Source organism: Shewanella sp. 3_MG-2023 (genome assembly GCF_030548765.1).
Classification (GTDB): Bacteria; Pseudomonadota; Gammaproteobacteria; order Enterobacterales; family Shewanellaceae; genus Shewanella.
The window spans coordinates 1-12,853 of sequence record NZ_JAUOSH010000024.1 but is presented as its reverse complement, the minus strand read 5'-3'; the positions used below and the strand labels follow the sequence as shown (position 1 = coordinate 12,853).

At 39.1% G+C, this 12,853-nt stretch carries 11 protein-coding genes; 6 read left to right on the top strand and 5 right to left on the bottom strand.

The features are described from left to right. Positions 1-320 precede the first annotated feature (320 nt). Complete coding sequence (locus Q4591_RS14015) at positions 321-929, bottom strand: hypothetical protein (protein WP_303461553.1); 609 nt, start codon at positions 927-929, stop codon at positions 321-323. A 682-nt stretch (positions 930-1,611) separates the two neighbouring features. Here Q4591_RS14015 and Q4591_RS14010 point away from each other — a divergent pair. Continuing rightward, positions 1,612-2,112: a hypothetical protein gene (locus tag Q4591_RS14010; RefSeq protein ID WP_303461551.1), complete on the top strand. Its 501-nt coding sequence runs from the start codon at positions 1,612-1,614 to the stop codon at positions 2,110-2,112. A 983-nt stretch (positions 2,113-3,095) separates the two neighbouring features. Here the strand turns inward: Q4591_RS14010 and Q4591_RS14005 are convergent. The 3 genes from Q4591_RS14005 to Q4591_RS13995 form a co-directional block, all read right to left on the bottom strand. Continuing rightward, the gene (locus Q4591_RS14005; protein WP_303461549.1) at positions 3,096-3,569 is read right to left on the bottom strand and encodes a hypothetical protein; all 474 of its coding nucleotides are present in this window, start codon (positions 3,567-3,569) and stop codon (positions 3,096-3,098) included. After that, a complete protein-coding gene (locus Q4591_RS14000) occupies positions 3,559-4,518 on the bottom strand; it encodes a hypothetical protein (RefSeq protein WP_206747621.1) in 960 nt (319 codons plus the stop codon). The genes Q4591_RS14005 and Q4591_RS14000 overlap by 11 nt, the downstream gene beginning before the upstream one ends. Positions 4,519-4,743: 225 nt before the next feature. After that, positions 4,744-5,805, bottom strand: coding sequence for a sorbosone dehydrogenase family protein (locus Q4591_RS13995; protein WP_303461582.1), 1,062 nt, complete (start codon positions 5,803-5,805; stop codon positions 4,744-4,746). A gap of 346 nt (positions 5,806-6,151) precedes the next feature. On the opposite strand from Q4591_RS13995, the gene pyrC reads away from it, so the two are divergent. The 5 genes from pyrC to Q4591_RS13970 all read left to right on the top strand — a co-directional run bounded on the left by pyrC (position 6,152) and on the right by Q4591_RS13970 (position 10,881). Then, on the top strand, positions 6,152-7,189 hold the full coding sequence (pyrC, locus tag Q4591_RS13990; RefSeq protein ID WP_303461545.1) for a dihydroorotase: 1,038 nt from the start codon (positions 6,152-6,154) through the stop codon (positions 7,187-7,189). Positions 7,190-7,455: 266 nt separating this feature from the next. Next, the gene (locus Q4591_RS13985; protein WP_303461544.1) at positions 7,456-7,920 is read left to right on the top strand and encodes a hypothetical protein; all 465 of its coding nucleotides are present in this window, start codon (positions 7,456-7,458) and stop codon (positions 7,918-7,920) included. 174 nt (positions 7,921-8,094) lie between these two features. Further along, positions 8,095-8,550, top strand: a complete 456-nt coding sequence (locus Q4591_RS13980) for a hypothetical protein (RefSeq protein ID WP_303461542.1) — start codon at positions 8,095-8,097, stop codon at positions 8,548-8,550. A 174-nt stretch (positions 8,551-8,724) separates the two neighbouring features. Beyond that, on the top strand, positions 8,725-9,174 hold the full coding sequence (locus Q4591_RS13975; RefSeq protein WP_303461540.1) for a hypothetical protein: 450 nt from the start codon (positions 8,725-8,727) through the stop codon (positions 9,172-9,174). 201 nt (positions 9,175-9,375) lie between these two features. Continuing rightward, entirely contained in the window at positions 9,376-10,881 is a 1,506-nt protein-coding gene (locus tag Q4591_RS13970) for an OmpA family protein (protein ID WP_303461538.1), read from the top strand. A gap of 351 nt (positions 10,882-11,232) precedes the next feature. Here the strand turns inward: Q4591_RS13970 and Q4591_RS13965 are convergent, their stop codons facing one another. Then, positions 11,233-12,708 (bottom strand): OmpA family protein, encoded by a 1,476-nt coding sequence (locus tag Q4591_RS13965; protein WP_303461536.1) that lies wholly within the window; start codon positions 12,706-12,708, stop codon positions 11,233-11,235. Between the last annotated feature and the right edge of the window lie 145 nt (positions 12,709-12,853).

The window sequence follows — 12,853 nt, the reverse complement described above, 5'->3', positions numbered from 1 at the left end:
AAGCCGTTGGCTTAATAATCACTATTAAAAAACCAGTCTACTTGGAAAAGTGGCTGGTTTTTTTGTGGGTGGTTTTATGTCTTTATCAAGGGTTAAGTTAGCACTGCAATTTCAACTAGTTTCTCTGTAACTAGATAGTGTGTACAACAATCCAAATCAAGCAGAAGCAAATAGTGAGAGTTGGGATATGCTCGATACCAATTTCCTTCAATGCTTTTAATAATGATTTATACATTTATATTTCCTCATTTTTTCAATGAGAAAACTATATCTAAATATCACTAGTTGAGTCACGGACAAGACTTTCTAGAGATTGTCCGTTAGTCATATTTTCCTTCTTTAATATCGTTTTTCCAGCGTCTATATCCTCGTAAAAAGCTGTCGATGTCTATATTGGAATCAAACCCTAATCCACTTAATATTATCGGATCTGTATTTTCGAGTACAAGTTCCATCATTTTTTCAAAAGAAATATTTTGGTTTTCTTGCTTAGATACTTCAAGATCTGCGAAAAATTGGAAATAAGCAAACTTAGTTTGCTTATGTTGCTTATAAGATAAGCTTTTTGTTTTTTGATGTTTAATTCCAAATAAGATTTCATCCAATGATTTCTCACCTTTAGCATCTAGATAATGATTAATAGCTGAAGATATTACTATCATGAGTTCTGGGGGCGGATAAAAACCACTATCTATATAATATGCAAAGCTTGAAAGGGGATCTTGAGCTGGATGTTCATCTCTTTTAATAACATCGTATTCCGATTCCAAATATCTCCATGTGTTCTCAAGTGAAGTATAAATTGGGTATTCTTCAGAGATGTAGTTGGCTTTTAATTTTCCACGTTCAATATCAACATTTTCATTAGAGTTTATTCGTTTAATTCCTTTCTTAGAGTTCATTAATTTATGAATATTTGACCGTGTCATTTGTTTACCATTCTCATTAATTGAATTTAGTAAGGCAGATTAAGCATAAACTATTCACTTTTACCTATGTCGAGCAATGGATGTACCAAATCTATATTTTTAATTAATTTATTAAGTTACACACTTTTTATTTAGTTTTCCATACATAGCTTTAATCTGATGGTTAACTATTCAAATTGATACAATCTATAGTTGCCAAAGTCGTGGGTTTTCCACCCACACCCGAGCAAGAAGGGGATCAACAGCAATCCCCCTCTTGCATCTCCCTGTGCCGCTCCGGCGAAGTGTTGATCCTCATGCTAAATGAGCGAATTTGCTATCGCCTCAGATTCGCCATCCATGGCTCAACTGAGGCTATGTCGGCGTCCTGCCTCCATCACGTAAATTAGCTCACCGCATTCGGACACTTCCAACGGAGTCTATTGTGCCCGCAGGTGTATTTGAAATAGCCATAAGAGTTATTGAGATTAAGCTTTTTTCTTTGGCTCTTATTTGAATGTTCATTTTGAATTGAGGTAAGCAAAAAAATTGCGTGAGTCTGGCCATGGAAAGGTGGTAGTTACTTGGCTCTTTCCTTAGCTGGAGGTTATGCAATTCAAAACGAGGACTGTGGAAAGCAGAAAAGCTGGATAGCACGTGGTAGGCTATCAAATCAAAGTTGTAGGATCTGGAATCTCATCAAATGAAATGGAACTTTTTAATCAACTTCTTAATTGTTTTGATTGTCTTAACGGGTTGTAATGATATGAATAACAAACAAAGTTCAAACAGTGATTCGATTGAGTACTCTCAAAATATTGAGGAACTAGCCAATTTCATGAATTTAGAGGGAATGCAACTTGAGTCTGTGAATTGGGCTTCAGGAAGTATTATTCGTTCAGATAATGAAGAGTTATTACCTTCAAGTAATGATTGGTGGATTAATGCTGTATTAACTTTTACTGAATTACAAGACATTGAGGTATTAACTAAAGATTGCGATTTTCGCTATTCATTATCGAAAATTGATGGTGAGTTTATAGATGACACTGTAAAAAAACTTACCGATAACCCTAAATTTATAGAGCAAACACCAATGGAAGTATTTGATGCTTGTCACTTTAAAACTGACACTTTGGCAAATGGAATATTGATTAAAGATGTCAAGAATAACCAATTGTTAGTGAAGCTTTATACTAGCTAACGTTTAATATTCTCTTTCCCAACAATGTAAAACCAGTCTCAGGGCTGGTTTTTTTAGGGTGAAATTTAACTATTTATTTTATGTAATCAAAGTCGTGGCGCTTCGCCTACACCCGACGAAATGAGTAAGAAAGAAAACATAAGCATCTCCCTTTTCACTCTTTGTTGTGGATAAATAAATCCTTGCCGCTCCGACGAAGTGTTGATCCTCATGCTATAGAGCGAGTTTGCTATCGCCTCAGATCCGCATCTTCTGTATATGGATATACGAATGTCACGATGACATGGATGTTAAAGAGTGACCCTGGCTCAACTGAGGCTATGTCGGTGTCGATAGGCAGGAAGCCTGAATGTCATGTAGTGCATGGATGCACCAGAATGACCTGCCTCCATCACACAAATTAGCTCAACGCATTCGGACACTTCCAGCGGAGGCTATTGAGCCCGCAGGTTCGTTTGCTATTAATTACTGTATTTAAAATATGAACTGATAAAGAGAAAGCATACTGCTTTTGCTCTAATTTGAATGTTCAATTTTAATTGAGGTAAGCAATAAAATTGCGTGAGTCCAGACATGGCCTTTCTCGCATATCCATGTGCTTCAAGGCATTTAGTGCATCCTGCACTTAAGATTCCAGCTAGCTTTCGAGGGGATGGGACGCCTATTGGAAGCGTTAGAGCTTCAATAAACCAGAGTTAAAGCTTACCGAAGCTGGCTACAAACGAGGTTTAAAGCTGGATCAGACTCCGTTGGAAATAATCGTTTTTCAGATTATTTCGTTGGAGCGGGTGGGTGTTCCAAGAGGGAGTTGCCGTTCACTCCCTTTTGGTCTAGTGTGGGCGAAGCGCCACGACGTTGATTCAACAAATGAAGTTTGGAAATGTGATTGCTACCCTTTGGCAAATTAAGGCTCAATTCATGACATTAATTCAAACGAAGTTTGAAAATACCAACAAGCCGCCCATTATTGGAAGCTTCAGGAATCAGCTAACCCTTTTTTCCATTTGTAACCTAAACGCTTCAGGGTCTTTGTGTAATGCTTCAAAATAAGCTAGATATGCTTTGTACTTAGTGGTATTTATTAGCCAAAATGCAGTAGCGGGCAGAGCAATAAAGCTTAGATATAACCACTTAAACTCATGATCAAAAAATAATAAGCCAAATAAAAAGCATGCCAAGATAATGTATATAATTGCCTTATTAGCTTTAGCTGCTTTCGGGTATCCCCGTGTAATTATGATATTAGTAAAGGTAATACTCAGGCTTAAAATGACCTCAATGGGTATAAGAATCCCCCAAAGTTTTTCTGGAGTAAAGTCTCCGAACAAGTATTCAAGTGAAAAAACAAATATAGCTGCTGCAATACCAGCTCCAATCATCATTAACATGATGACTGTAATTCCTACAGCAAAAATCCACAGGGAAAAATCATGCTCTTCAAAAAAGTTACCGTTCATCGGGACCTAGCTCCTCATATATTCCGATAGCTAAATTCTTTATTGATCCATTTAGAGAACTTCCCGTAAAACTCAAACTTGCTCCAATTGCATCTTTAAGGTTAAGTGAAACTGCATTGATTAAAGCCTGACTACTATACCGTTTAGTTAATTGACCGGAGTTTGTCAGTGACTTCATTACTTGAGCACTAATACCGGGTTGGTTTAACCGCTGAATTTCCATTGTTAAACGCTTTCTTTCAGGCCTGCTTAATCCTTTTAAAATTTCCGTTAAAGATTTAGGCGTCGTGAGTTTGAGTGTTTTTACCATTTTTATTGTGGTAGCACCTGCGGCGGCTGCACCGCCGAGTGAGATAATATCCAATGCAGTATTTGCTGAGTTATACCATTGTTGACCGTCTAACCAATTTAAATTATCAGGTGAATTTATTTCCATGGCAGATCTAGCTACCCCATTTAGACATTGGAGTCCAGAAGCTGTAGCTGCAGCATAACCAAGATAGGTCACCGCAGAACTTGTTCCACCTGTAATTGGAATTGCAGCAGTAGAACCAATGATAACAACCCAGCTTAATACAGCTGCTCCACAACTTAACCCTGTATTAAGTAACTCCCCTGAAAGCTTACTTTCTCTATGTGAATTTTTCAGTTGACTTGCATAATCAGCAGCAGAATAATCTTTGGGTGGCTCACGTAAAATTAATCGGATAGGGTATTTACGGCAAATTGGAACGAAAGGGCGTAATGTCACAATAGTAAATTCATTGTCTATAAACACCACTGCTGCCCCTGTTGTATTCGGGTCAGCATCAAGTGCTTTAAATATCTTGTTGGTATCTAGAGATAACTGCAGACGTGTTTTTAGGTTTTGTTCTTTTTGCTCGTATAAAGGTGAGCGAAATAAAGCATTAGTCATCATCATTCCTTTGATTATTTCCGAACCATCCATTGGTTAGAGACAGATAATATACGCGTGTATTGTTAGGATGTGTAGAGGTAACATACATATTATTGCTGTTAACTGGGTTTATCTAACTGCATCAGAAGGGCTGTCAATGGAAACTAAACCACCGACGGGCTGATACTCTTGCACAATAGGTAAGCTAACTAGCAATGGCCTTTGCTGTAATTGCCATTAGTTTAATATGTTTTATTCGCTATTTATGGATACACGTTATTCACCAGAATAACTAATCCGATAAACCGCATTAGCGGCATCATCAGAAACCAGTAGCGAACCATCTGGCATGGTGAGCACCGCGACAGGTCTGCCCCAACTTTGTTCACCCTGCAGCCAGCCGGTGGCAAACGGTTGGTAATCACTTACTTTATTGCCGTCTAACGTCACTTGCATTATGCGATAGCCGACCTTGCTGCTACGATTCCATGAACCATGCTGGGCAATGAAAATACGGCCTTTATATTCAGCAGGAAACTGCTCGCCTTGGTAAAACTCCATGCCTAACGCTGCCACATGGGCGCCGAGATTTAGCGCTGGTGGCGTATTAAGTTTGGCTTTAGCCGCATCATAAAACTCTGGGTCTTTAATGTTAGCGTTATGCACATAAGGGAAACCAAAATGCTGACCTTCTTTACTGACGCGGTTTAACTCATCATCAGGTAAATCATCGCCCATCATGTCGCGGCCATTATCGGTAAACCATAACTCACCGGTTTCAGGGTGAAAGTCAAAACCGACACTGTTACGCACACCTTTGGCGACGATAGTGGTTTGTTTAGTCTCTACATCGAGCTTTAAAATCGATGCAAAAGGCAGTTCGCTTTCGCAGACATTACAGGGCGCACCCACTGGGATATATAATTTGCCATCTGGGCCAAATTTGATGAACTTCCAGCCGTGATGCGCTTTATTGGGCAACTTATCGTAAACCAGCTCAGGTTTTGGCACATTAGGTAAGTGTTTTTCGATATCACTATAGCGCCAGATTTTATCCACTTCAGCCACATACAAACTGCCATCATGAAAAGCGATGCCTGATGGCATAAATAAGTCCTTGGCTAATACAATTTGTTTGTCAGCTTTCATGTCATTATTGCTATCAATTAGCGCATAGAGGTTGCCCGCGCGGCGGCTACCGACAAACAAGGTGCCGTTATCGCCTAACGCCATTTGACGGGCGTTTTCGACATTATCGGCATACACCTCGATAGTAAAATTGGGTGGTAGCTTAATCTTTTCTATCGGCAGCGCATTTACGCTAAGGGATACCAGCATCGCTGATGATATGGCCGCAGTGTGTTTTAGCTGCTGCCCTAAGAATAGGGGAATGGATTTGATCACAAACATGTCCTTGTTAGTTTTTTATTGATTATGCCGTGGCGACTAATGCTGAGTGGTTATCATACTTGCTAATGCACTTGAGTTGAAACGACAGCTTAACCTCAGTTGGATGTGCTGCTTGTTGGGGCTATTTCCCCGTTTTGCGCGGCAATTTATCATTGTAATTGCCGCTATATTTTTTGCTGTAGCAAAGTCAGCGTTTAAGTTTAGCACCTATCAAAAAAAGCCCTTTTCAGGCACAATAGCGCCAAATTATTGCTATTGATATTAAGGGCTCACAATGACGCAACTCACAATTACTACGCCGGACGATTGGCATTTACATTTCCGAGATGGAGATATGCTAGCTGAAACCGTACCTGCCACAGCGCGTTTATTCCAACGTGCGATTGTGATGCCTAACCTAGTACCGCCTGTAACAGATGCGGCTATGGTGTCAGCTTACCGTGAGCGCATTTTAGCGGCGCGTCCGCAAGGTAGCTCATTCGAGCCATTAATGACCTTATTTTTAACGAATAACACCAGCGCTCAAGATATTATTGATGCAAAAGCGGCAGGTGTGGTTGCAGCAAAATTATACCCAGCAGGCGCAACTACAAATTCAGATGCTGCAGTTAAAGCATTAGATGCATTATTCCCAATCTTTGAAGTTATGGCCGAACAAGGCATGTTATTGCTAGTTCATGGTGAAGTGACTGAATCGCACATTGATATCTTTGATCGCGAAAAAGAGTTTATCGATCGCTATATGGCGCGCATTGTTGAAGCCATGCCAACGCTTAAAATTGTATTCGAGCACATCACCACTAAAGATGCCGCTGAGTTTGTGGCATCAGCGCCAAGCAACATTGCAGCAACGATTACCCCGCAGCATTTATTACTGAATCGTAATGACTTATTAGTTGGCGGCGTACGCCCACATAACTTCTGTTTACCTGTGCTTAAGCGCAATATTCATCAGCAAGCACTGCAAGCTGCTGTGGCAACGGGTTCTAGCAAGTTCTTTTTAGGCACAGATTCTGCGCCACACGAAAAACACCGTAAAGAATCAGCCTGTGGCTGTGCGGGTTGTTACAGCGCATGGTCTGCATTAGAGCTTTACGCCCAAGTATTTGATGACTTAGGTGCGTTAGATAAGTTAGAAGGCTTTGCCAGCTTACATGGTGCAGACTTTTATGGCCTGCCGCGCAATACAGGTACAGTGACTTTAGTTAAAGAAGAGTGGGTTGTTCCTGAGCAAATCATCTTGCCAAATCAGAACCCAATCGTGCCTTTCTTTGCCGGTGAAACGGTTAACTGGAAAGTGAAAACAGCTTAATGCTTTTTTTCTTGTCCAATAAAAAAACCAGCAGAGATGCTGGTTTTTTTGTGTCTGCATTAAATTGTGACTATTAAATTATGCCGGAGTGAAGTAGTTATAAAAGGTGTTATTGTTGTTTTTTAACAATAGTTTACACTCTTTTTGATAATTGCTAAGGCACTAAATATAAGGAGAATATGCGGTTAACATTGTGATTTTAATAGTAACTGCAGCACCAGATGTCGTAGCAAAAATATTAATTAAAAATAGAGAAACTTATTCCAATGAAAATACCATTTAACTTCAAATCCTCTTTAGTGTTTGTCTCACTATTTTTTTTCGCTCAAAGTATAGCGGCTGAAAAACTTCCAAAGCCGTGGCATTTTGACGGCAATATTTATAGGGAGGCTTTAAGTGAAAGTATAAGTAGCGGTAAAAGCAATCAAAGCCTGTTAAATAAAAACATACAATGGGATAAATGTTCGACTATGGCGCCAGCTACAGATCGAATGGCTTTAGGAGTGCAAAATAATCCTGATGATCCTGATTTTGTGCGTGAGATGATCTTAGATCTTTATCCTGTGGATAATGATAGTTTTTCAGATGTGATTAATCAAAAGATGATGGATTTGGCTTTTGAAATGGCTGATGTCGCAGACGGTGACAAAAGCAGTGATGATTCTGTTGTTACTCAGGCTGCCTGGGACTGGTGTATTTCTCAAGACTCACAAGATTTTGCTGATTTATAGTAGCGTTAACAATAAAAAAGGGCGATTAAGCAATTCACATCGTCAGCCATTTCAGTTTTGTTGATAAGTCCAAAGCAGCAACGGGATCATCAATTAAAAATAATAGCACACATATTATTGTGCATTTGAGTACGGTTTCCCCCGTACCTTTTATAGGGAAATTAAGGGTATTTTATGTCTATCAATCCACTGTTAAAACTCAAATCCTCTTTAGTGTTTGTCTCACTCTTTTTTTGCACTCAAAGTATAGCGGCTGAAAAACTTCCAAAGCCGTGGCATTTTGACAGCAATATTTATCGTGAACTAATAGAAAACAGTGACGATTACATGCTGTTGAATAAGTATATACAATGGGATAAATGTTCGACTATGGCGCCAGCTACGGATCGAATGGCTTTAGGAGTGCATATTAATCCTGATGATCCTGATTTTATGCGTGAGACGATCCTAGATCTTTATCCTGTGGATAATGATAGTTTTTCTGATGTGATTAATCAGAAAATAATGGATCTGGCTTTTGAAATGGCTGATGTAGCAGACGATGATAAAACCAGTGATGATTCTGTTGTTACTCAGGCTGCCTGGGACTGGTGTATTTCTCAAGACTCACAAGATTTTGCTGATTTATAGTAGCGTTAACAATAAAAAAGGGCGATTAAGCAATTCACATCGTCAGCCATTTCAGTTTTGTTGATAAGTCCAAAGCAGCAACGGGATCATCAATTAAAAATAATAGCACACATATTATTGTGCATTTGAGTACGGTTTCCCCCGTACCTTTTATAGGGAAATTAAGGGTATTTTATGTCTATCAATCCACTGTTAAAACTCAAATCCTCTTTAGTGTTTGTCTCACTCTTTTTTTGCACTCAAAGTATAGCGGCTGAAAAACCGCCATGGGATTATGACAATAATATATATCTAGAGCTGTTACAAAACAGTGATGATGAGATGCTACTTAATAAAAGCACCCAATTCGATGTATGTGGAACGATGGCTCGAAATACTGATCAAATGGCTGTAGGGGTTCAAATAAATAAAGAAAGACCTGAATTTATCCGAAATATCATCCTTGATTTTCATCCCATGGATAATGGTGATTTTAGAGATGTGATTAATCAAAAGATAATGGATATGGCGTTTGAAATGGCAGATTTAGCTGACGGTGATAAAAGCAGTGATGATTCTGTTGTGGCCCATGCTGCCTGGGATTGGTGCATCGCCCAAGAACCTGAACATTTTGCTGTGTATTAATAAGTATCTTAATTGTTTATATAGAGGGATTATATTCAGTGATTAAGGTGTCTTATTGCTGACTTTGCATCTTGAAGTATCATGGATATATATAGCATCACAATTCTCCTTTAAACTGTAAATAAAGCTTAAAGTCGAATTTTAAATAATAAATATAATCATCGAGGTACACTCGATTTTTTTTACCACAAGGATGTAATAATGTTTTCAACGATTTTAAGAGGGATAATCTTTTTTATCAGCTCTTTGGCTATTTTGGGTGCCCAACAAGCCTATGCTTCTAAAGAAGATCACCCTGCAGTGTCACGATATGAAGGCGCAACGATCAAGAATACTGGGGTTATTCATTATCAAAAAATATCTGTCCCCGTCAATGTAATGCCTGGCACCGAAGATACTGAGTTGATTGAAGTCATTGGCAAGATAACCGCTCATGGCTATAGGCTGGAAGGAAATAAATCGACTCTTGAAGTTGGCCTAAACTACAAGCAAGTGATCGAAAAATTAGGCGCTGAATTATTGATTGATTGTGTTGATAAACTCTGCGGTTATCAACCATTGGATTTTTATTGGCAGAGTTGGGCTAATTACAATAGTTTAATTGCAGATGATAATGATGATGAGACTCGATTTTTAGTGGCTAAGCGAGCCACTGATAAAGGTGATATTTATTATCAATGGATTATTACTAATGTCTATGACGGAATCATTGGTATTGAGCAAACTATCATCGAGCCTGAAGCATTACTGTTAGACCAAGTGACAGTCAACAGCAATATAACAATTTCAGCAGTTCAAACTCCTTTACGTGCGGAGAAAGAGGATATTGATGGCAGTCAAGACCATCCTGTAATAAGCCGTTATCAAGGGGCTTATATTTCTGACTATCGACAGCGTGAATTTGAAAAAGTGTTTATCCCAACAGGGGTTGCAGTTAACCAAGTTGCCCCAGTTATTACCGTTGAAGGGAAAGGCACAACCATCGGTTATAACTTAAGTAATAGCCAGTCAACACTGCAGATTTATCAAAACTATTTATCGGCGCTAAAAGCGGCTGACTTTGAAATTTTATACACCTGCAACTTGGCAGCTTGTGGTAATGCGTTACTTGATGACTTATATAGCTCAGAGGCTAATCAATACCGTTTTAATCCTGTAGAAACAAATAATGATTCTGATAGTGACTTTAGGTTTATTAGCGCCAAGTTAACCACTTCGAGTAATCCCATCTTCTTATTGGTGGCTATAGAAGGTGCGCTAACCAGTAATGGTATTAATAAAATTGTCGTCGATATTGTTGAAAAAAGTGAGATGAATACGGCTAAAGTGACCATAGATCCAGAGTATTTGAATGACGAAATCACACAAAAAGGTCGAGTGGTATTACATGGGCTTAATTTTGACTTTAATCAGGCGAAGTTGCTGGCTTCATCTAAAGCCTCACTAACGGCCATTACCCAGTATTTAGCACAACACCCACAGCAACGTTTCTATGTGGTTGGTCATACCGATAATGTGGGTAGTTACGAGATTAATACTCAATTATCCAAAGCGCGAGCTCAAACCGTTATCGAAGAATTAATCAAGTTGAAAGTCGACAAATCAAGGCTTACTCCGATTGGTATAGGCCCTGTATCACCGAAAATTGCTAACAGCAGTGACGCTAATAAAGCTGAAAATAGACGAGTTGAGCTAGTGCTTCAATAAATGAGGCGATAAAGTTTGTTTGCGTATTAAATAAAAAACCAGCAGAGATGCTGGTTTTTTGTGTCTGTAATCCTGCGATTTAATATATACCCATGATACTTCAAAATGCAAAGTCAGCAAGGCAAATAGTGCCAAGATGCTAGGCATAAAATTGAAGTATAGTTTTCTACATCGATATTTTATAACAACGCAGATTGGTGCTATTTGACTTGCCCTACGGGGCGCAAGATCGAAAAACACTGCTACGTTGTAAGCTTTGAAAAGTGAATAACAATTACCTCAGCTTACGCCTTGCATTGTTATCCGAGCTTGTGCCTGACAAAGCATCTTGAGGTAACATGGGTATAGAGCTTATTTACTATCTGATCTCAGCACCAGCTCGACTCGGCGATTTTGTGTTTTACCAGCATCATTCATATTGCTAGCAACAGGCGCATATTCACCAAGCCCTGCTGATTCAACTTGCGAAGGCTTAATATTAAAGTTGTTTATTAATGTATTCCTAACCGCTTTGGCGCGTTTTTCTGACAGCGCTTTATTATAACTTTGCCCGCCTTGATCGTCAGTGTGGCCAACAACATAGAAACCTTGTTTAGGGTGATTTGTAAGATACTCTGCAACCACTTTTACAACCTCCATTGCCTCTGGCATCAGCTTGTCACTGTCGAATTCAAACAATAGGCCATCAAGCGCAACATGGCCTGTTTGCGCTATTTTGTCTGTTAGGCCATCTAAATCAATGGTTAAGCGTTCAGTGTTTAATGTATTTTCTTCAATGATCCGTAATTCGCTCGAAAGGCCCTTAATATAACCAATTACGTACGTCATCACATACACATTGCCTGTTGGTTTTTTTAGTGAATAGAGGCGATAGAATTGGCTTTCTGTGGTGCCGTTTGTGGCGAGTGCATTGAAGTGTCTTTGGAACTTGCTATCGGTTCCACATTCTTTTGCAATACAGCTAAAAGTCTCGATAAACCCTAGCTTGTTAAGTGCAGCTTGATAGTTTGCATCCACTTCGTATTCTGAATAGCTGCGAGGTAATCGATAAGCAATATCGGTAATTTTCCCTTCAATGACTTCTGTGGTGAATTTCTTACCGACTTTTTTAGAAGCGACAGTCGTTTGGCCAAATTGAAAGGTCTTATAGTCTTGAATGTAAGCCCCAGGAATTCGAGTGAGCATAGGATGATCACTCGCGCCTCTTTCATCCTTGCTACTGTTATCCTTTACGGTAATTTCGCTCACTTCAGCTTTTAGATAGTCTTTATCAATAGCAATTATATCTAAGGGCTCATCAATGACTTCAATGATATCTAATTGAATATTAGTGGCTTTTTTCCAGTCACTGATGTATATCGATACGTACACATCACGGTTTTCAAGTGTTATTTTTGTGGTGGTTAGGGCAGGGTTACGACCACCGATATTGTCAATTGGCTCAATATAGTTCTTAAGTTTCGACTCTTTACCACAGGCTTTATTAATGCAGCTAAAAATGATCTCACCACCTAAGTCCTTAATTTGCTCAAGATAATTATTGTGTAAGTTATGAGGTGTAAATTTCGGGTCTAAGCGATAATTAATTCGTGTCAATCTGCCTTCTACTGGTAAAGCGTTAATCGACTTCACCGTTTGATTAATCAACGAATAAGGACTGTAGTTACGGACTAAACTTTCCGTTTTTTTCACCTCTTCAGGTGGATTAAATAGTGGCGCTTTAATTTTTGCTAATAAAGGATTGGAGACAGATAGCATGACCACAAAAAGTGTCATAGGGAAGGTTTTTACAGCTAATTTTGTGACTTGAGAAGAAAGGAAAATCATGTTTATCGTCCATTGAAATAACGCCCGCTTCATGCGGGCGTTTGTTAAAGAGGGTGTAACAGATTCTATGTAACTGCAATTTAGTTAATATGCTTCACAATTCTGTCTTCGAACTCAATAATAAATCGGCTCATCGCAGTACGCC

Bases quoted from the DNA above. Each gene is read 5' to 3' on its own strand.
- Q4591_RS13970 (WP_303461538.1), top strand. From the start codon at position 9,376: ATGTTTTCAACGATTTTAAGAGGGATAATCTTTTTTATCAGCTCTTTG.
- Q4591_RS13995 (WP_303461582.1), bottom strand. From the start codon at position 5,805: ATGCTGGTATCCCTTAGCGTAAATGCGCTGCCGATAGAAAAGATTAAG.
- Q4591_RS14010 (WP_303461551.1), top strand. From the start codon at position 1,612: ATGAAATGGAACTTTTTAATCAACTTCTTAATTGTTTTGATTGTCTTA.
- Q4591_RS14005 (WP_303461549.1), bottom strand. From the start codon at position 3,569: ATGAACGGTAACTTTTTTGAAGAGCATGATTTTTCCCTGTGGATTTTT.
- Q4591_RS14000 (WP_206747621.1), bottom strand. From the start codon at position 4,518: ATGGATGGTTCGGAAATAATCAAAGGAATGATGATGACTAATGCTTTA.
- Q4591_RS13965 (WP_303461536.1), bottom strand. From the start codon at position 12,708: ATGATTTTCCTTTCTTCTCAAGTCACAAAATTAGCTGTAAAAACCTTC.
- Q4591_RS13980 (WP_303461542.1), top strand. From the start codon at position 8,095: ATGTCTATCAATCCACTGTTAAAACTCAAATCCTCTTTAGTGTTTGTC.
- pyrC (WP_303461545.1), top strand. From the start codon at position 6,152: ATGACGCAACTCACAATTACTACGCCGGACGATTGGCATTTACATTTC.
- Q4591_RS13985 (WP_303461544.1), top strand. From the start codon at position 7,456: ATGAAAATACCATTTAACTTCAAATCCTCTTTAGTGTTTGTCTCACTA.
- Q4591_RS13975 (WP_303461540.1), top strand. From the start codon at position 8,725: ATGTCTATCAATCCACTGTTAAAACTCAAATCCTCTTTAGTGTTTGTC.
- Q4591_RS14015 (WP_303461553.1), bottom strand. From the start codon at position 929: ATGACACGGTCAAATATTCATAAATTAATGAACTCTAAGAAAGGAATT.